This is a genomic window from Pseudomonas sp. Ors-4-3C, assembly GCF_055755035.1.
The window spans coordinates 1,258,339-1,278,540 of the sequence record NZ_CM146900.1 but is presented as its reverse complement, the minus strand read 5'-3'; the positions used below and the strand labels follow the sequence as shown (position 1 = coordinate 1,278,540).

Genomic DNA, 20,202 nt, shown 5'->3' with positions numbered 1-20,202 from the left:
GGCTTATGTGTGTTTTCCCACAAGGATTTAAGAAATGTCCGAGCCAGTTAAACTGCGCGCTCACAACCAGGCCCATTGCAAGGATTGCAGCCTGGCTCCTCTCTGCCTGCCACTTTCTCTGAATCTGGAAGACATGGATGCGCTGGACGAAATCGTTAAACGTGGCCGCCCGCTGAAAAAGGGCGAGTTCCTGTTCCGCCAGGGCGACACTTTCGATTCCGTTTATGCAGTACGCTCCGGCGCCCTGAAGACCTTCAGCCTGAGCGACAGCGGCGAAGAACAGCTCACCGGTTTCCACCTGCCGAGCGAACTGGTCGGCCTGTCCGGCATGGACACCGAAAAGCACCCGGTGTCGGCCCAGGCCCTGGAAACCACCTCGGTCTGTGAAATTCCCTTCGAACGCCTCGACGAACTGGCCCTGCAACTGCCACAGCTGCGCCGTCAGTTGATGCGGGTGATGAGCCGCGAGATCCGCGACGACCAGCAAATGATGCTGCTGCTGTCGAAGAAAACCGCCGACGAGCGCATCGCCACGTTCCTGGTCAACCTGTCGGCACGCTTCCGCGCTCGCGGGTTCTCGGCCAACCAGTTCCGCCTGAGCATGTCGCGCAACGAAATCGGCAACTATCTGGGCCTCGCGGTGGAAACCGTGTCGCGGGTGTTTACCCGGTTCCAGCAGAACGAACTGATCGCCGCCGAGGGCAAAGAGATCCACATCCTCGACCCGATCCAGCTCTGCGCCCTGGCCGGCGGCTCGCTCGAAGGCTGATCTCGATCCGCGGTTGAGCGAAGCGTTTCAGCCGCGGGTATACTGCGCCGTTTGCAGCCCTGCCAGGACACCTCGACGATGGTCTTCGACTCCTTCGACATCAAATCCCTGATCCGCCCCGTGATCGACTTCCCGAAACCGGGCGTGATCTTTCGCGACATCACCCCGCTGTTCCAGTCGCCCAAGGCCCTGCGCCTGGTGATGGACAGCTTCGCCCACCGTTATGTGGAAGCCGACTTCACCCACATCGGCGCGATGGATGCGCGCGGTTTCCTGATCGGTTCGGTGCTGGCCTACCAGCTGAACAAGCCGCTGGTGCTGTTCCGCAAGCAGGGCAAACTGCCGGCGGACGTATTGGCCGAGGGTTATGCGACCGAATACGGCGAAGCGTTCCTCGAAGTGCACGCCGACAGCCTGTGCGAAGGCGATTCGGTGGTGATGTTCGATGACCTGATTGCCACCGGTGGCACGCTGATCGCAGCCGCCAACCTGATCCGCCGCATGGGCGCGCGGGTGCATGAAGCGGCGGCGATCATTGATCTGCCGGAGCTGGGTGGGTCGCAGCGTCTGGAAGACATGGGGATTCCGACGTTCTGTCTGACGCAGTTTGCGTTGACCGATAAATAAGTAGCGCCCTTCAGGCCGCCTTCGCGAGCAAGCTCGCTCCCACAGTTGAATGCATTCTCCTGTGGGAGCGGGCTTGCTCGCGAAGGGGCCGGCAGCCTCACCGCAAAACCTAAAGCCCCATCTGCTTGCTGATGATCTCGTTCATCACCTCCCGCGTCCCGCCGCCGATCGACAGAATGCGGTTATCCCGATACAGCCGCTCCACCAGACTTTCGCGCATGTAACCCAGACCACCAAGAATCTGCACCGCTTCGCTGGTGATCCGGTCGGAGGTGTCCGTGGCAACGTTCTTGGCCATGGAAATCTCCTTGATCACGCTCTGCCCCGCCGCCATTTTCGCCGCCTGGCGGTAGGTGAACTCGCGCGATACTTCCAGTGCCGTGGCCATTTCGGCCAGCCGATGCTTGATCACCTGGAACTTGCCGATCGGTTTGCCGAACGCCTCACGCTCGCGCGCCCACTTCAGCGCCTGTTCCAATGCCAGCTGCGAAGTCATGTTGGCCATCAGCGCCAGCGCCAACCGTTCGCTCTGGAAATTGCCCATGATGCAGGCAAACCCCATGTTCTCCACGCCGATCAGATTGCCCACAGGCACCCTGCAATCGTCGAAGAACAGTTCAGCGGTGTCCGAGGCCCACCAGCCCATTTTCTTCAGCTGGCGGCCTACGCTGAAGCCAGGGGTGCCCTTCTCGATCAACAGCAGGCTGATGCCGCCGAAACCCGGCGCTCCGGTGCGCACTGCGACGGTGTAGAAATCGGCGCGCACGCCACTGGTGATGAAGGTCTTGCTGCCACTCACCCGGTAGACGTCGCCGTCACGCACGGCGCGGGTTTGCAGGTTGGCGACGTCGGAACCGCCGCCGGGTTCGGTAATCGCCAGTGCGCTGATTTTCTCGCCGCTGAGCACTGACGGCACGACACGGTCGCGCACCTCGGGCCGGGCCCATTTGACGATCGGTGGCAGGCCGATATCCAGCGAACCGAGGCCGGCGACCAAACCACCGGAGCCGCAGCGCATCAGCTCTTCGCTGGCGGCAACCTTGGCGAATACATCACCTTCGTGGCTGCCACCCAGCGCTTCGGGATAACCGATGCCGAGAATCCCCGCCGCCCCGGCCTTCAGGTACAGCTCACGGGGAAAGCTTTCGGCTTCTTCCCACGCATCGATGTCCGGCAGGATCTCGCGCTCGACGAAACGTCTGACGCTGTCGCGGACCATTTGGTGGCCGGGGTCGAAGTATTCCTGGAAGGCAGGCATCGGCGAACTCCACTGAAGGGTTGGCCGACGTTAACCGAGCGCTTGCTTGGTTTTCAATAAGTTTGTGTGAATCAGTCAGACCGAGGTGCGCCATTCGCGAGCAAGCCCGCTCCCACAGGAGGATGCATTCCATTGTGGGAGCGGGCTTGCTCGCGAAGGCGTCTGTTCAGACACCCTATGACTCAGAGGGAAATCGGCTTACGCCCGGCAAACGAATGCGCCAGCGTCCCGCCATCCACCAACTCCAGCTCCCCGCCCAGTGGTACGCCGTGGGCAATCCGCGAGGCGATCAGGCCTTTGTTGCTGAGCAGTTGGGCGATGTAATGCGCGGTCGCCTCACCTTCCACCGTCGGGTTGGTGGCGAGGATGACCTCGGTAAACGTGCCAGCCTCTTCAATACGCGCCATCAACTGCGGAATACCGATGGCTTCCGGGCCTAGACCATCGAGCGGCGACAGGTGGCCCTTGAGCACGAAGTAGCGACCACGGAAACCGGTCTGCTCCACTGCATACACGTCCATCGGTCCTTCCACCACGCACAACAGCGTATCGTCGCGGCGTGTGTCGGCGCATTGCGGGCACAGATCGTCTTCGGTCAGCGTGCGGCACTGACGGCAGTGACCCACCCCTTCCATAGCCTGGCTCAGGGCCTGGGCCAGGCGCGTGCCGCCGCTGCGATCACGTTCGAGCAACTGCAACGCCATGCGCTGGGCGGTTTTCTGACCCACGCCCGGCAAAGTGCGCAGGGCGTCGATCAGTTGGCGAATCAAAGGGCTGAAGCTCATGGGTAAAAAGTCCGACAAAACAACGAGACGCGGTTTATACCCGCGCCTCCGGCCAGCGTCAAATGCTCAGTCTTGGGCAACCTTCACCACCAGTTTGCCGAAGTTGCGCCCTTCCAGCAGACCGATAAACGCCTCGGGCGCCTGCTCCAGGCCCTCGACCACGTCTTCGCGGAATTTGACCTTGCCGTCGCGCACCCACGGCACCATGTGGCTGATGAATTCCGGCTGACGATCGCCGTAGTCATCAAAGACGATGAAGCCCTGAATTCGCACACGCTTGGTCAGCAGCGTGCGTTGCAGCATCGGCAGACGATCCGGGCCTTTCGGCGCTTCGGAAGCGTTGTAACCGGCGATCAGCCCGCACAGCGGGATCCGCGCCTTGGGGTTGAGCAGCGGCACCACGGCATCGAACACATGCCCGCCGACGTTCTCGTAATAGATGTCGATGCCTTTCGGGCAAGCCTTGGCCAGTTGTTCGGCAAAGTCCGGTGCCTTGTGATCGATGCAGGCATCAAAACCCAACTCCTCGACCACGTATTTGCATTTGTCGGCGCCACCGGCCACGCCGACCGCGCGCAGGCCCTTGATCTTCGCGACCTGACCGACCACCGAACCGACGGCACCGGACGCGGCAGCCACCACCAGGGTTTCGCCTTCTTTCGGCTGACCGATGTCGATCAGCCCCATGTACGCGGTCATCCCCGGCATGCCCAGCACACCGAGGGCCATCGACGGGCTCGGCAGACCGGACGGAATCGGCATGATGTTGCGCCCGTCACTGATGCTGTGGCTCTGCCAGCCGGTCAGGCCGACCACCAGATCGCCTTGGTGGAATTTTGGATGACGCGAATCCTCGACACGGCTGACAGCGCCACCGGTCATCACTTCGCCGATTTGTACCGGCGCGGCGTAGGACGGCGCGTCGCTCATGCGTCCGCGCATGTACGGGTCCAGCGACAGGTACAGGGTCTTGAGCAGCACCTGCCCGTCTTCGAGGTCCGGCAACGCTTCGCGCTCCAGACGGAAGTTTTCCGGAGTCGGCGCGCCAACCGGGCGCGAGGCGAGGACGAAGCGTTGATTGAGGGTCAGAGGGTCGGACATGTCAGCGTCTCCTGTGATTGGGAATTCGGGGGTATAGGGAGCAGACCTTTGGCGGCGGTGGTGGGTTCGATGTTTCTTCAGTTGGTCCGAGTCGACGCCTTCGCGAGCAAGCCCGCTCCCACATGTTGAAATGCATTCCCCTGTGGGAGCGGGCTTGCTCGCGAAGGCGTCAGCCCTGCCAGCACATGACAATCAGGCAGAAACAAAAATGCCAGGCGCAATGCCTGGCATTTTGTGTAGCTCATCCAACCCGCGAAGGCGAATCAGAATGGCAGTTTCATACCCGCTGGCAGGTTCATGCCGGCGGTCATGCTGCCCATTTTTTCCTGGCTGTTGGCTTCGATCTTGCGCACGGCGTCGTTGACGGCGGCAGCAACCACGGCTTCCAGCATTTCCTTGTCGTCTTCGCTCAGGCCTTCAACCAGGCTTGGGTCGATGCTGACGCTTTTCACGTCGTGACGACCGGTCATCACCACGGTGACCATATCGCCACCGGCCTTGCCGGTGACTTCGGCGTTGGCCAGTTCTTCCTGCATCTTGGCCATTTTTTCCTGCATCTGCTGTGCCTGCTTCATCAGGCCGGCCATGCCACCTTTCATCATGGGAATCACCTCAAAAGTACTTGGATCAAAACAGCGCCCGGCGCTTAACGCCGAACGCCCTCAGTTATTAACCTTGGGCGACCAAGGCATCGACAGGTTCAATAGTATCGTGTCGCACGACCGCACCGAACTGCTGGACCATCTGCTGGATGAACGGATCACCGTGGATCGATTCCTCCGCCTCGCGCTGACGGTTGGCCCGGCGACGGGACGCGGCCTGCGCCGGGGTTTCCTGCTCGGGCTTGATCAGCTCGATGGTCAGGGTCAACGTGCGACCGTTGAACTGGTTCAATGCTTCGTTCAGGCGCCGCTGTTGCGTGGCGTTGAACAGCGCGCTGTGCGCCGGGTCCAGGTGCATCAGCCAATGGTCGCCATCGACCGCGATCAGCGTGCAGTTGGCGGCGATGCTGCCGGTCATGCCGGAAATCGGCAGTTGCGGGAACAGCTCCAGCCATTGCAACGCCAGACCGGTGGCCGGCGCGGCGGCAGGCTCCGGCTCGGGCTCCGGGGCCGGCTCGGCGGTGTGTTCGCTGGCCAGGTCGTCGAGGTAGCTGTAGGCCGAATCCATGTCCGGCTCGATGTAGTCTTCGTCCAGCGGTGGCTCGTCGTCGAGGTCCATGCCCGGCGTGGCGGCATCGACGTCGGCGACCGACGGCTCGGGAATCGGCGCCGCGGCCCACTCGGGTGCATCCGGCACCACGCTGTCCGGGGTCGGCAGCGGCATCGGCGGCAACTCGGGCTGCTCGGCGGCGGTTTCCAGCACCGGTTCGACGGCTGGTTGTTGCACCGGCTCGGGCTGTGGCTCGGGTTCGACCGGATCGTTCCACGGCAGGTCGACTACCGCTTCGGCGACGACTGGCTCAGGTTCTGGGTCTGGTACCGGCGCAGCGGACACCACAGGCGCTGGCTCAGAAGCCGGGGCTGGCGCTGGCGCAACAACCGGTGCAGGCGCAACAGCCGCAGCGACTACCGGCGCAGGTTCAGGCGCGGCAGCCACTGAGTTTGCGGAATCAACTGTGGCCTGGCTGATCCCCACTGGCTTTAGCGGCTGCCTCGGGGCGTCCGCCGTGTCCGCGGGCCGGAAGGCCAGCATCCGCAGCAAGACCATCTCGAACCCACCACGCGGGTCCGGCGCCAGCGGCAAGTCGCGGCGACCGATCAGGCCCATCTGGTAATAGAACTGCACATCTTCGGCCGGTAGCGCCTGCGCCAGCGCCAACACGCGGTCACGGTCGCCATGGCCGTTGTCGACACCTTCAGGCAATGCCTGGGCGATGGCGACACGGTGCAGCACATTGAGAATTTCCGAGAGCACGCCGTTCCAGTCCGGCCCCTGTTCGGCCAAGTGACGCACGGCTTCGAGCAACGCCTTGGCATCGCCCTCGATCAGCGCGTGCAGCACGTCGAAGACCTGGCCGTGATCCAGGGTGCCGAGCATCGCCCGCACGTCGGCGGCCAGCACCTTGCCTTCACCGAAGGCGATGGCCTGGTCGGTCAGGCTCATGGCGTCACGCATCGAGCCGTCGGCGGCGCGGCCCAGCAACCACAGCGCGTCGTCTTCGAACGGCACGTTTTCGGCGCCGAGGACGTGGGTCAAATGCTCGACCACGCGCTCAGGCGTCATGTTCTTCAGGGAGAACTGCAGGCAGCGCGACAAAATCGTTGCCGGAAGTTTCTGCGGATCAGTGGTCGCCAGGATGAACTTGACGTACGGCGGCGGCTCTTCAAGGGTTTTCAACAGCGCATTGAAGGAATGGCTGGAAAGCATGTGCACTTCGTCGATCAGGTAGACCTTGAAGCGCCCGCGGCTCGGCGCGTACTGCACGTTGTCGAGCAGCTCGCGGGTGTCCTCGACCTTGGTCCGGCTCGCGGCGTCGATCTCGATCAGGTCGACGAAACGCCCTTCATCGATCTCGCGGCACACCGAACACTCGCCGCAGGGGCTGGAGGTGATACCTGTTTCACAGTTCAGGCATTTGGCAATGATCCGCGCAATGGTGGTCTTACCGACCCCGCGGGTACCGGTGAACAGGTACGCGTGGTGCAGCCGCTGGCTGTCCAAGGCATTGATCAGAGCCTTGAGCACATGGGTCTGGCCGACCATTTCGCGGAACGAGCGCGGACGCCATTTACGTGCAAGAACCTGATAACTCATCGAAAACCGTCGCAACGAAGGAAGCTGAAGCGGCTAATGCTAGCGGAGCAAGGGCAAAATTGCATCCGGTGTGCTCGTCTAATCTGGCTAAGCTGCTGTTGGCGGGGAAATATCGGCTCGGGATCGGGACTCATCGGAGCATTTATGCGTTGGGCCTTGGGAGCGTTATTGGGGATCAGTCTGAGCGTGAGCGCGTCCGAACCGCCGCTGCGCTTTGTCGTGGCCGACAGCTGGGCGATGCCGATGGTGCAGATCGATCACGGCCGCCCGACCCAGGGCATCCTCCACGACATCATGCTCAGTCTCGCGACGCAGGTCGGCGTGCCCGCCGAATTCCACGTCCTGCCGCGCACCCGAGTACAAAGTGCCATGGAGCGCGGTGAAGTCGATGTGCGCTGCTATGCCGCACAATCGTGGCTGCCGAATCAGTCCGGCGATTACATCTGGAGCATTCCGCTGCTGTTCCAGCGCGATTTGCTGATCGGCCGCCAGGATCAACCACCACGCGTCGATCCGGCGAACCTTGCACGCCAATCGATCGGCACCGTGCTCGGCTACACCTACCCGACCCTGCAACCGCTGTTCGACGCCGATCGCCTGCAACGCGACGACGCGCGCAATCAGGAACAAGTGCTGGAAAAACTCCTGGCCGGGCGCTACCGCTATGCGGTGAGCAATCAATGGACGCTGGACTGGTTCAACCAGCGCCTGCTGCCCGCGCAGCAACTGCACGGGGTGGCGGTGCTGCAGGAGCAGCAGGTCGGCTGCTATGTGAGGAATGACCCGCAGGTGCCGGTGCAGCGGATCTTGCGCACGTTGTTGCGGATGAAAATGTCGGGGGAGATTGATGACATTATCCGGTTGTATACCGGGTCCGCTGAAGCCATCCCATAACCCATTGTGGGAGCGGGCTTGCTCGCGAAGGCGTTGTGTCAGTCACCTGATTCGTTAACTGACACACCGCCTTCGCGAGCAAGCCCGCTCCCACAGGAGGACATTTCCGACGGAGAATTATTCAGTAACCGTGCGACTCGCGGAATTTCTGGTAGTCGTGAAACTCGATCCACTCGACCACATCGTACGGCAGGTAAAGCTGCTGCCGGGCGCGGGAGATGGCGATGTACACGGCGCAGATCCGCTGGTCGAACGCGTAGGCGTCCTTGAACTGCACATTGGTCAGCAGCTCAGGCGTCAGCAGCACGCGGTCGAACTCCATGCCGCCCGCCTCCTGCGCCTGCATCAGCAGACAGCTCTTGCCGCGGCCGCCGATCATCCGGTTGAGCCGGGTCAGGTCAGCGACCTTGAAGCCTTTCTCCAGCTCGGCCTCGACCCACAGAAACGCCTCGTCGAACTGATTGGCATCGCGTACCTGTTGCCACTTCGGCAAGTCGCTGAAATAGCGATGCGGGCCCTTCTCGCTGTGCGTGGAACTGTAGTAATCCACCTTGAACAACTCGATGGCGCTGGTCATGAAGTGCTCAAGGTCGCGCTGCGCCTGCATGTCGGCGAAGCAGAACAGGCAATTGGCATCGTGCAGTTGCATGGCCCACTTCATGGTGTCCCAAGGGGATGCCGTCAGCACCACACAACCTTCCGGCGGGACAAAGCCCTGGGGATAAAACTCGATGCCGACGTCCGCCTCACGTGCGCCCTCGAAAGGCACCTTGCTCTTTTCCGAGTGCCGGGAAATCAGCGGATTGACCAGACGCTCGACATTGCGCCCCGAGCGCACCGAATAGGTGATATCGCTCTGGCGCACTTCACGCTTTCTTTTCACCAGATCGCGCTCGGCATGCTGATACTCATCGCCCAGCGTGATCAGCACCTGCCGGCCGCGCTCGATAATCTGCAGCAGCGAAGCGGGAATGTCCTGGCTCTCGTCGATCAGCACGTGGGTATAGCGCGGCGGCACCACGCAGCCGGCAAGGCTTGCCCGCTTGATTAGCAACAAGGCTTCAAAGCCGCTCTGCCGGCCCCACGCCGGGTTGGCCTCGAGGTAAGTCCACACGCGGCTTGAATATTCCAGCAGCACCTTGGACTCAAGGCTGGACAAGGACAGTTTGAAATACGGCAGATGATGCGCCGACAGGCTGTAATCCCGGGAGTGGCAATAGCGCTCAAGGGTTTCCAGGCAGACGTTGAGGGTTCTTTGCGCGTCATGCTCGCGAAAGCCGAGGATGTTCAGCTCCTGCGCCAGGCTCTGCTTGCTCGCGACTCGGCCGGCGCCCCCTGCCGGCTGCGGCTTGCGCCCGTAAATCAGCCCGCGCGCGAACGCCTCAAAGGTGATGCCGGGCTTGCGCTCACTGCCTACGCCCATGCGCTGGCACAGGGTCGCGAGTTTTTCCGGGGTGCGTGCCAGCAGCAGGGTTTTCTCTGGGCGCAGGCACTCGGTCAACGCGCCGACCAGATGGCTCTTGCCGATCCCGGCGTAGCCTTGAACGTGCAGGTCTTCATCGAGGTTGGCGCGGAAGGTTCTGACCAGTTTGTCTTGCGCAGCGCTGAGCCAGCGCTCGCGGTGCGCCGGGCTGATCATCTGCTGGCTGAACGGATTGTTGACCGCGTGGTGGCGCGTCTTGAACTCGTCATCCCACTTGCCATCGGGCAGCAGGTAATCCTGCGCCGACACCTCTTCGGCCAACAACAGACGCAGGTTCAATCCCCTGATGGCGTTCAGGCCGAAGTACAACTGGCGCGGATCGAACAGCCGCTGCGCCTCGGACAGCAGCCCTGCCCCGCCATCGACCGCCCAGGCGATCAGCCGCGCCAGCACCTTCTCCGCCGCCGTGGCGGTGAGATCCTTTTCGGCGGCCTGGGCCAGATTCTGGATGACCAGCACGGCGGCCAATTGCGCATCCGTCAGCTCACCGAGGATTTTCGCGCCCTCGGGCTGCAACAGGCTCGCGCAGGTCTCGTCCGTCACAGGCAAGTACACGGCGGTGGATAAATCGTGATGTTCCGGGTGCATACAACCTCGTAGCCAGGGCGCGAACTTGTCAACGACGCGCGCAGCAAGACGGTGGAGTATGCCACTGTTCAGCCTTGGTGACTGAACAGGCATCGGGGGGCAGCCTTCGCGAGCAGGATCGCTCCCACAGGGGCTGGCGTGACAGCTCGAATCGCAGGCATAAAAAAACCGCAGTGGGCGAAACCCATGCAGTTCTGTTGAAGCGTTGGATGTTCGTTAAGGTGGTAACCCCACCAGCCACACCCCGGCACACAATGTTCCCGCTGTGGCTGCTGCCTTCCGGCTCTGACCAGGTTCACGGGTAATCGTTGCGGGGGGACCGATGGGGTCACCATAACGACACTCACCTGTCGGCGAGCCGCGCCATTGTACCTATCTGAAGCGAAGTTACAACCGTTGGTTTCAGATAAAAAATATGAAGGGCTTCAAGCACTTGCTATTGCGCCTGCAACACCTCGTCCGCCTTGCCGCCCGCCTGCTGGATCACCAGATGGATGAAGTGCAGCTTGGCAATCGCCGCCGCCGGCAGCACGAACGGGTAGAAATCCGGCTGCCCCATGCTGCGTGACAGCTCGTTGAGCATGCCCGCCAGTTCGATCCAGGCGTTGACGAACGACAGGAACGCCGCGCCGCCGGGGTGCTCCGGGTCGTACAGCGTGCTGGACGGGAACGGCTGGTAGTCGAAATCCATTTCCCGCGCGCTCATGCCGAAGCCCAGCGCGGTGTCCACCGCGTCCATCATGTGCAGGTAATGCGCCCAGGTTTCGGCCCAGTCTTCCCACGGGTGCATGGTCGCGTAGGCGCTGACGTAGTGTTGCGGCCAGTCCAGCGGAGCACCTTGCTGATAATGACGGTCGAGCGCTTCGGCATAACTGGCGCGTTCGTCGCCGAACAGCTGGCGGAACGACTCGAGCCACGGGCCGTTGGCGATCAGACGGTCCCAGTAGTAATGCCCGACCTCATGCCGAAAATGCCCGAGCAGCGTGCGATAGGGTTCATGCATCGCCGCCCGCACCTGCTCACGATGAACGTCGTCGGCTTCTTTGATGTCGAGGGTGATCAGGCCGTTGGCGTGGCCGGTCATCGGCGCGTTGCCTTCGAGGTCGACGCCGATGAAGTCGAAGGCCAGACCGGTCGCTTCGTCCACGGTTTTCGGGATGACCGGCAGGCCGAGGGTGATCAGTTGCACCACCAGTCGGCGCTTGGCGATTTCGACCTTGCGCCAGCGTTCGGGGTTTTCCGGCACCGAGAGATCGGGGATGGTGCGATTGAGGCTGCAGGCGATGCACAGGCTGTCGTGACCGTTATCCGGCAGCAGCCAGTTGCACGCGGCGGGCGTGTCGAGGTTGGCGCAGCGGCGAAACAGTCCGGCGCCGGGATCGGCATCGAGCGTCCAGCGACCGTCCTGTGGCCCCGGTTGCAGCGAGGTCAGGCGACTTTCTTCAGGCTGATAGCCCAGCATGGCGCTGCACGCCAGGCACTGACTGTTGCGAAAGAACAGCGACTGGCCGCAGCGGCACGGCCAGATTTTGCTGTTGCGTGAAGACTCGCCCATGAACGGCGCGACGATGCGAGAACTGAGCTGCTCGAAAAAGCGGTACATGGCGATCTCTCCCTGGGGCTTGCCAAGACTAGATCATCCTGAAGACAACAATGTTCCCGAATACAGCGCAGCTACTGAGTGACACTGCCGATGTGGCGAGGGAGCTTGCTCCCGCCGGGGTTGCGAAGCAGCCCCGAAACCATGCGACCTCATTTATCCTGAAACACCGAGGATGGTGGTTTTGCGACGACTTCGTCGCCGAGCGGGAGCAAGCTCCCTCGCCACAAAAACAGACTGCCGACCGAAAAGGTATCAGGCAGAAATACCGTGAGTTTTGAGGAACGCGATAAACGCCTCTTCATCCATCACCTTCACGCCCAGCTCATTGGCCTTGGTCAGCTTCGAGCCAGCCCCCGGCCCCGCCACCACGCAGTGGGTCTTGGCCGATACCGAGCCGGCAACTTTGGCGCCGAGACTCTCCAGGTGTTCTTTGGCCACATCACGGCTCATCAGTTCGACCTTGCCAGTCAGCACCCAGGTCTCGCCGGACAGCGGCAGGCCTTCGACGACTTTCTTCTCGCTCAGCCAGTGCATGCCGAAATCCCGCAACTGCTTCTCGGCAGACTCGGCGATTTGCCGGTGCTCAGGCACAGCAAAAAACTCGCGAACAGAATTGGCCTGCTTCTCCGGCAACGCCTGGCGCATGTCCAGCCAATCAGCATTCATTACCGCGTCCAGCGAGCCGAATTTGTCCGCCAGTTTCTGCGCACCGCCCGGGCCAACCGAAGGGATGTGCAGCTTGTCGAGCAGACCGCCGAGCGTGGTGCTGGCGGCAAATTCGGCGCCGAGTTCACCCTGATCCTGAATCTGCAGGCCATGCCCCAACAACTCGGTGATCACCTGCTGGTTGTGCTCATCCTCAAAGAAGCTGTGAATCTCGTGCGCCACTTCCAGGCCGATGTCCGGCAGGTAGGTCAACACTTGCGGCAACGCCTGCTGCACGCGCTCCAGCGACCCCAGCGAGCGCGCCAGAACCTTGGCCGTCTCCTCGCCGACATCGGGAATGCCGAGGGCGTAAATGAACCGCGCCAGACCCGGTTGCTTGCTGTCTTCGATGGCTGCCAGCAGCTTGTTGCTGGAGACCTCGGCAAAGCCTTCCAGATCGACAATGTCGTCGAACTTCAACGCATACAGATCGGCCGGCGAACTGACCAGACCTTCGTCGACCAGTTGCTCGACGCTCTTGTCGCCGAGGCCTTCGATGTCCATCGCCCGGCGCGAGACGAAGTGAATGATCGCCTGCTTCAGTTGCGCACCACAGGCCAGACGGCCGACGCAGCGGTACACCGCACCTTCGCTGATGGTTTCCTTGCCTTTGCTGCGTTTGACCAGTTGCGTGCGCTCGACATGGGAGCCGCAGACCGGGCAGTTCTCCGGAATCGCTACAGGACGTGCATTCTCGGGACGGCGTTCGGTGACCACTTGCACCACCTGCGGGATCACGTCACCGGCGCGGCGGATGATCACCGTGTCGCCGATCATCAGGCCCAGGCGCGCCACTTCGTCCATGTTGTGCAGGGTGGCGTTGGCCACGGTGACACCTGCGACCTTAACCGGTTTCAGCCGTGCCACCGGAGTGACGGCGCCGGTACGGCCGACCTGGAATTCCACGTCGAGCAGTTCGGTGAGTTCTTCCATGGCCGGGAATTTGTGCGCGATCGCCCAACGCGGTTCGCGGGCACGGAAGCCCAGCTCACGCTGATCGGCGATGCTGTTGACCTTGAACACCACACCGTCGATTTCGTAGGCCAGCGCGTTACGCCGTTCGCCGATGTCACGGTAGTAATCCAGGCACTCGTCGATGCCTTTGGCCAGTTTCAGCTCGTGGCTGATCGGCATGCCCCACTTCTGCAATTGCTTGAGGTTGCCAATGTGGGTGTCGGAAATATCGTGGGAAACCTGACCGATGCCGTAGCAGCAGAACTCCAGCGGGCGGTTGGCGGTGATCTTCGAATCCAGCTGACGCAGGCTGCCGGCAGCGGCGTTGCGCGGGTTGGCGAAGGTCTTGCCGCCGACTTCCAGTTGCGAGGCGTTGAGGCGCTCGAAACCGGCCTTGGACATGAACACTTCACCGCGCACTTCCAGGGTCGCCGGCCAGCCCTCGCCATGCAGCTTCAACGGGATGTTGCGCACGGTGCGCACGTTGACGCTGATGTCTTCACCGGTGGTGCCATCGCCGCGGGTGGCGCCACGCACCAGCACGCCGTCCTGATACAGCAGGCTGACCGCCAGGCCATCGAGTTTCGGCTCGCAACTGTATTCCACCGCGGCGCCGCCACCGAACAGATCACCGGCCGGCAGATCCAGACCTTCGGTCACCCGGCGGTCGAACTCGCGCATGTCGGTTTCTTCGAAGGCGTTGCCGAGGCTGAGCATCGGCACTTCGTGACGCACCTGGGTGAACGCGGTCAGTGCCACGCTGCCGACCCGTTGGGTTGGCGAGTCGCTGGTGATCAATTCCGGATTGGCCGCTTCCAGTGCCTTGAGCTCGTGGAACAACCGATCGTACTCGGCGTCCGGAATGCTCGGCTCGTCGAGGACGTGGTACCGGTAGTTGTGCTGATCAAGTTCAGCGCGCAGCTCTAGGATGCGGTTTTTGGCGGCGGTCATGGGTGTTCTCTCATAAAGCAAAAGAGCAGCCGAGGCTGCTCAATCTTCTAAATCACAATAGCTCAAGGCTATGGACATTGTGGCGAGGGAGCTTGCTCCCGCTGGGCTGCGAAGCAGCCCCAATACCATCCACCGTGTTGCATCAGGCACAACCAGGTTGCAGGATTTACGGCGGCTTCGCCACCGAGCGGGAGCAAGCTCCCTCGCCACAACTGCGCTCTGGCCTTAGCGCTTCTGGGTCAGGGCGCGGCGTTCGAATTCGACGATGCGCTGACGGTAGTGCTCGATGGTCTGCGCGGTCAGTACGCTGCGCTGGTCATCTTTCAGCTCGCCGTTCAGTTCCTGCGACAGCTTGCGCGCTGCCGCGACCATCACGTCGAAAGCCTGCTTCGGATGACGCGGGCCTGGCAGGCCGAGGAAGAAGCTTACCGCCGGGGTGCTGAAATGGTCGATGTCGTCCAGATCGAAGATGCCCGGCTTGACCGCATTGGCCATGGAGAACAGCACTTCACCGTTGCCGGCCATGCTTTCGTGGCGGTGGAAAATATCCATCTCGCCAAAACGCAGACCGCTTTCGAGAATGTTCTGCAGCAGGGCCGGGCCTTTGAAGCCGGCGGCGTCGCGGCAGATCACGCTGATCACCAGCACTTCTTCGGCTTGCGGCTGATCCTTGTCGACCACCGCTGGCGACGGCTTGATGTCTTCGACGAAGTCATCATCACGACTGCTGAAGCTCGGGCCGCCGTCCAGGTCCAGGTCGAGGTTCAGGTCGCCCTGGGCCGGACCGTTGCTGCCGCGCTTGCCACGTTTCGAACCGGATTCGCGAGGCTCGCGAGCTTCGCGGGCCGGCATGCTCACCGACGGCAGATCGTGTTCGTCCAGTTGCGGTTCTTTATGCGTATCCAGCACGCGGGCCGGGCCCAACAGCTCAGCGCTGGTGTCCTCGTCCGGCAGGTTGGACAGACTTCGGTCAAGACGGAATTTCAGTTTTCCCTTGCCGCCGCGCATACGGCGCCAGCCATCGAAAAGAATACCGGCTATCACAATGATGCCGATGACGATCAGCCACTCGCGCAGACCGATTTCCATGTAATCCCGTGCCTCTATAAAAAATGCTGAAAAATAAGGGGTTTACATTTTGCAAACCGCTTTAAAACGTGGCGCCAACTCTATGTTCTGACAGGCGTTTTGCCCACGTATACGAAAAATTGACATTAAACTAGCACGACCAAAGACAACTTTACACCGTCTGTCACATTGGCTTGCGCGAATATGTCGATTGGCCAGCAAGTCGAAGTCGGTAAAAAAGTCCTACAGAACATCAATACCCTTCCGACACCACGCTGACTCAGGCGTCCACCATCGCCATCGCCTCCTCGACATCCACTGCAACCAGTCGCGAACAACCCGGCTCGTGCATCGTCACGCCCATCAGTTGATCGGCCATTTCCATGGCGATCTTGTTGTGGGTGATATAGATGAACTGCACGGTCTGCGACATCTCTTTAACCAATCGTGCGTAGCGTCCAACGTTAGCGTCATCCAGTGGCGCGTCAACTTCATCGAGCATGCAGAACGGCGCCGGATTCAATTTGAAGATCGCAAAAACCAGTGCCAGCGCGGTCAGGGCTTTTTCCCCGCCGGAGAGCAAATGGATGGTGCTGTTCTTCTTCCCTGGCGGCTGCGCCATGATCGTTACCCCTGTATCGAGTAGATCTTCGCCCGTCAGTTCCAAATACGCGCGCCCGCCACCGAAAACTTTCGGGAAAAGTGCCTGTAAACCGCCATTGATCTGATCAAAGGTATCTTTGAAGCGATTACGGGTTTCCTTATCGATCTTGCGGATAACGTTTTCCAGGGTCTCCAGTGCTTCCACCAGATCTGCGTCCTGCGCATCCAGATAACGTTTACGTTCCGACTGTTGCGTGTATTCGTCGATGGCCGCGAGGTTGATCGCGCCCAAGCGTTGAATCCGCGCATTGATCCGTTCGAGTTCTTCTTCGGCGGCGCGTTCACTGGCGTCGGGCGTCAACGTCGCGAGCACGCCATTGAGATCGTAGCCGTCTTCGAGCAATTGATCCTGCAGCGCCTTGCGCCGCACGGTCAGCGCTTGCCATTCCATGCGTTGCTGTTCGAGCTGGCCACGGATCATTTGCGATTGCTGCTCGGCCTGGGTCCGGCGCTTTTCCGCTTCGCGCAGTTCGCGGTCGGCGTCTTCCAGCGCGATCTGCGCGGTCTTCAGTTCTTCGTCGACGGTCATGCGTTTGTCGAGCAGTTCTTCGAGTTTCAGGCGCAGCTCTTCCAGCGGTGCCTCGCCCTCCTCGAGATTCAGGCTCAACTGCTCACGCTTTTCGGTCAGGCGCTCAGCCTGCATTTCCAGCCGCTCCAGCGCCTGGCGCGTGGAATCATGTTGCGCGCGCAACGAACCGAGGCGGACCGCCAGTTGGTGGGCGTGATCCTTGTGTTGCCGGGCTTCCTGACGCACGCGATCGAGGCGTTCGCGCAGGCTGTCGCGCTGAGCCAGCAGCAACTCGCGCTGCTCGGTGTCCAGCGCCATGGCGTCGAGCGCTTCCTGCAATTGCATGCGCGCTTCGCCGACTTGTTCGTGCTCCAGCTCGCGCTGCTCGCCGAGTTCGATCAGCTCTTCGTCAAGCCGCGTGCGGCGCAGCATCAGTTGTTCGGCCTTGGCTTTACCGGCGGACAACTGGGCTTTCAATTCACCTTGGGAACGGGCTTCGTCCTGCAGCAAACGACGCAAATGCTCACGGCCGTTTTCCTGCTGCCGCTGTTGCGCACGCAGGGTCTGCAAACGGGTTTCCATGGCTTCGACCGTAGCTTCGCGCTCTTCGCGCTCGGCCTGCAGCGTCTCGATTTCCTGGCCACGGGCGAGCATGCCGCTTTCGGCTTCACTGGCTCGACGCACGCGAAGAAAGTGTCGGCCGACCCAGTAACCGTCGCGACTGATCAGGCTCTGCCCGGCACTCAACTGGCCGCGCAGGGCCAACGCCTGTTCGAGGCTGTCGACCGGTTTGACCTGGCCGAGCCACGGCGACAGATCGATCTGCGCCTCGACCTTGTCCAGCAAACTGCCCGCCACGCGCACACCATCACTGGCGGGACTGAGCAGGCGCAGATCACCTTGGGTGAACGCGGACAGATCGAAGCCGTTGAAGTCGTCCACCAGCACCGCTTGCAGATCGGCGCCGAGCACGGTTTCCACTGCCAGCTCCCAACCCGCCTCGACCTTCAGCCCTTCGGCCAGACGCGGGCGCTCGGCGAGATTCTGTTCGCGCAGCCATTCGGCAGTGCCGGTGCCCGGATCGAGCGCGGCTTGCTGCAAGGCTTCCAGCGAGGCCAGTCGCCCGTTGAGGCGCTGCAAATCGCCCTGCGCCTGTTGCTGCGCGGTCAGTGCCTGCTGCAGTTCCTGACGCAGCTGTTCAAGTTTTTCGACCTGCGCTTCTTCGCTGGTCTGTAAATCTTCGAGAGTCGCTTCGGATTCGGCGAGCTGCTCGTTGAGCGCCATGATCGCGGCATCTTCCGGGTCGGCGGAAAGCAGATCGCGCTCTTCAGCAAGACGCTTTTGCCGATCGGCCAGACGCTCCATGCTGGTTTCCAGCTGCTGGATCCGTGACTGCTGCACTTCGGCCTGACGCCGTGGTTCGGCGGCGGTCAGGTTGAAGGTGTCCCACTGCTCTTGCCAGCCGTGCATGGTCTGCTCGGCTTCTTCCAGCGCAGCAGCCGCTTCTTCGGCGGCGGCGCTGGTGACTTCCTGCTCGGGAGTGAGCATGTCCAGCTCTTCGCCAAGGGTCAGCAGCAGCGTGCGGTCGTGGCCCAGGTGCGATTCGGTTTCAAGGCGCGCGCGCTCGGCTTCTTTCAGATCGTCCTGCAACTGACGCAAGCGCTGCTGGCCGTGCTGGATGCTTTGCTCGACCCGGGCAATATCGCCGCCGACCGAATAGAAGCGCCCCTGCACCAGATTGAAGCGCTCGGACAGTTCATGGTGCCCGTCGCGCAGGCGCTCGATGGCGGCATCGGCATTGCGCTGCTCGGCGACCAGCGCTTCGAAACTGACTTCCTGCGTGCCGATGATCGACTCGCGCTGGCCGACCTGATCGTTCAGATCCTGCCAGCGCAGGGCCGACAGTTGCGCCTTGAGCTGACGCTCTTCGCTCTTGTATTCCTGATACTTCCTGGCGGATTCGGCCTGACGGTGCAAGCGTTCGAGTTGGCGTTCGAGCTCTTCGCGCAGGTCGGTCAGACGCGCCAGGTTTTCGTGGGTGCGGCGGATGCGGTTTTCGGTCTCGCGCCGGCGCTCCTTGTACTTGGAGATGCCCGCCGCTTCTTCGATGAAGTTGCGCAAGTCTTCAGGCTTGGACTCGATCAGCTTGGAGATCATCCCCTGCTCGATGATCGAGTAGCTGCGCGGGCCCAGACCGGTGCCGAGGAAGATATCGGTAATGTCGCGACGACGGCATTTGGTGCCGTTGAGGTAATAAGTCGTCTGGCTGTCGCGGGTCACCTTACGACGGATGGAAATCTCCGCGTAAGCCGCGTATTCGCCCAGCAGCGTGCCGGCGGAGTTGTCGAACACCAGCTCGATGCTCGCCTGGCTCACCGGTTTACGACTGGTCGAGCCGTTGAAGATGACGTCGGTCATCGACTCGCCACGCAGGTTCTTCGCCGAACTTTCGCCCATCACCCAGCGTACGGCGTCGATGATGTTCGACTTGCCGCAACCGTTCGGCCCGACGACCGCCGCCATGTTACTGGGGAAGTTCACCGTGGTCGGGTCGACGAAGGACTTGAACCCCGCCAGTTTGATGCACTTTAGCCGCACGCTCAGGCAACCGTCAGGGCGGAAACCACCAGATCGCAGCTGCGCTGGGCGTAAGCCGTCAGCACGATGCGGATCTGCGGCAAATCACGGGCGAGCACAGCGGCCAGCAGGCGTTCGAACAGTTCGAGGAACTCGCTCATTTCGGCCTTGCGCTGTTCGAGGGCGAGGAAGTACGCACGGCTCATGGCCGGTTGCAGGTTCTCGACGGTCTCTTGCAGGTACGGGTTATTGGCAAACGGGTACGCAGCGCGCATCACGGCGAAGCTGTCGTCGACGAAGGTGCGGATGTCCTGACGCTCGTAGCTGGCGCCCAGGCGCTGCTGGATCTGCACGAACGGCGCCATGTCGGCCTGGGTCTGCCAGCCATTGGCGACCGCATTGCCGAGCAGGATGTACAGCTCGCTCATCAGCGTGCACAGGCTCTGCACCTTGTGCGCGGTGAGTTCGGTGACATGGGCGCCACGTCGCGGCAGGATCGCGATCAAATGGCGGCGCTCGAGGATCAGCAGGGCTTCGCGGACCGATCCGCGGCTGACATTGAGGGCCAGCGTGACCTTCTGTTCCTGAATGCGCTCTCCCGGCTTCATTTCGCCGCGAATGATGCGTTCGGCGAGGTGGTGAGCGATTTGCTCGGCGAGGCTGTCCGGCGCCTTGAACGTCATGGTTGTCCTTCAAACTCTTCGATCTGCACAAGCGGCGCAGTGTAGCGCAAATGCAAGTACATGGCGGAGTGCCCGCACGGCGCTTTTTGGCACGATTCAAGCAAAAAAGCAGTGGATCCGCTCAGGGTCAATACTCAATAGAGCACGCGTTAATCGACAAAACCGCTTTTCCTGACCTTTAAGTCAGAAAACCATTGACCGAAAAGTCAGACCTGCTAAATTCGGTTG

General features: G+C 61.7%; 14 protein-coding genes and 1 other RNA gene. 3 read left to right on the top strand and 12 right to left on the bottom strand.

What is annotated here, in order from left to right:
* Positions 1–34 precede the first annotated feature (34 nt).
* Both fnr and ACVHNU_RS05925 read left to right on the top strand, forming a co-directional pair.
* Positions 35–769, top strand: coding sequence for a fumarate/nitrate reduction transcriptional regulator Fnr (gene fnr / locus ACVHNU_RS05930; protein ID WP_003223347.1), 735 nt, complete (start codon positions 35–37; stop codon positions 767–769).
* Between the two features lie 78 nt (positions 770–847).
* On the top strand, positions 848–1,396 hold the full coding sequence (locus ACVHNU_RS05925; RefSeq protein ID WP_003223345.1) for an adenine phosphoribosyltransferase: 549 nt from the start codon (positions 848–850) through the stop codon (positions 1,394–1,396).
* Between the two features lie 109 nt (positions 1,397–1,505).
* Here ACVHNU_RS05925 and ACVHNU_RS05920 read toward each other — a convergent pair whose 3' ends face one another.
* From ACVHNU_RS05920 to dnaX, 5 genes are all read right to left on the bottom strand, one after another.
* Positions 1,506–2,654 carry an acyl-CoA dehydrogenase family protein gene (locus ACVHNU_RS05920; protein WP_473019197.1) on the bottom strand — a complete coding sequence of 383 codons (1,149 nt, stop codon included), beginning with the start codon at positions 2,652–2,654 and terminating at the stop codon, positions 1,506–1,508.
* A gap of 182 nt (positions 2,655–2,836) precedes the next feature.
* Positions 2,837–3,439 carry a recombination mediator RecR gene (recR, locus tag ACVHNU_RS05915; protein ID WP_003223341.1) on the bottom strand — a complete coding sequence of 201 codons (603 nt, stop codon included), beginning with the start codon at positions 3,437–3,439 and terminating at the stop codon, positions 2,837–2,839.
* A gap of 66 nt (positions 3,440–3,505) precedes the next feature.
* Positions 3,506–4,540 carry an NADP-dependent oxidoreductase gene (locus tag ACVHNU_RS05910; protein ID WP_473019196.1) on the bottom strand — a complete coding sequence of 345 codons (1,035 nt, stop codon included), beginning with the start codon at positions 4,538–4,540 and terminating at the stop codon, positions 3,506–3,508.
* A 263-nt stretch (positions 4,541–4,803) separates the two neighbouring features.
* A complete protein-coding gene (locus ACVHNU_RS05905; protein WP_003223337.1) occupies positions 4,804–5,142 on the bottom strand; it encodes a YbaB/EbfC family nucleoid-associated protein in 339 nt (112 codons plus the stop codon).
* A gap of 67 nt (positions 5,143–5,209) precedes the next feature.
* Positions 5,210–7,297 (bottom strand): DNA polymerase III subunit gamma/tau, encoded by a 2,088-nt coding sequence (dnaX, locus tag ACVHNU_RS05900; RefSeq protein WP_473019195.1) that lies wholly within the window; start codon positions 7,295–7,297, stop codon positions 5,210–5,212.
* A gap of 144 nt (positions 7,298–7,441) precedes the next feature.
* Between dnaX and ACVHNU_RS05895 the strand changes: the two genes are divergently transcribed.
* Entirely contained in the window at positions 7,442–8,191 is a 750-nt protein-coding gene (locus ACVHNU_RS05895) for a substrate-binding periplasmic protein (protein ID WP_226500306.1), read from the top strand.
* A 121-nt stretch (positions 8,192–8,312) separates the two neighbouring features.
* Here the strand turns inward: ACVHNU_RS05895 and ACVHNU_RS05890 are convergent, their stop codons facing one another.
* The 7 genes from ACVHNU_RS05890 to ACVHNU_RS05860 all read right to left on the bottom strand — a co-directional run bounded on the left by ACVHNU_RS05890 (position 8,313) and on the right by ACVHNU_RS05860 (position 19,974).
* The gene (locus tag ACVHNU_RS05890; protein WP_473019194.1) at positions 8,313–10,262 is read right to left on the bottom strand and encodes a hypothetical protein; all 1,950 of its coding nucleotides are present in this window, start codon (positions 10,260–10,262) and stop codon (positions 8,313–8,315) included.
* 228 nt (positions 10,263–10,490) lie between these two features.
* Positions 10,491–10,587: signal recognition particle sRNA small type (gene ffs / locus ACVHNU_RS05885), an RNA gene on the bottom strand.
* A 111-nt stretch (positions 10,588–10,698) separates the two neighbouring features.
* Positions 10,699–11,865: a zinc-binding metallopeptidase family protein gene (locus tag ACVHNU_RS05880; protein WP_473019193.1), complete on the bottom strand. Its 1,167-nt coding sequence runs from the start codon at positions 11,863–11,865 to the stop codon at positions 10,699–10,701.
* Positions 11,866–12,117: 252 nt separating this feature from the next.
* Entirely contained in the window at positions 12,118–14,475 is a 2,358-nt protein-coding gene (gene ligA, locus ACVHNU_RS05875; RefSeq protein ID WP_473019192.1) for an NAD-dependent DNA ligase LigA, read from the bottom strand.
* Positions 14,476–14,700: 225 nt separating this feature from the next.
* Positions 14,701–15,564, bottom strand: a complete 864-nt coding sequence (zipA, locus tag ACVHNU_RS05870; RefSeq protein ID WP_103484605.1) for a cell division protein ZipA — start codon at positions 15,562–15,564, stop codon at positions 14,701–14,703.
* 259 nt (positions 15,565–15,823) lie between these two features.
* Entirely contained in the window at positions 15,824–19,312 is a 3,489-nt protein-coding gene (gene smc / locus ACVHNU_RS05865) for a chromosome segregation protein SMC (protein WP_473019191.1), read from the bottom strand.
* A gap of 2 nt (positions 19,313–19,314) precedes the next feature.
* Positions 19,315–19,974 (bottom strand): GntR family transcriptional regulator, encoded by a 660-nt coding sequence (locus ACVHNU_RS05860; protein WP_045122360.1) that lies wholly within the window; start codon positions 19,972–19,974, stop codon positions 19,315–19,317.
* Positions 19,975–20,202: the final 228 nt, after the last annotated feature.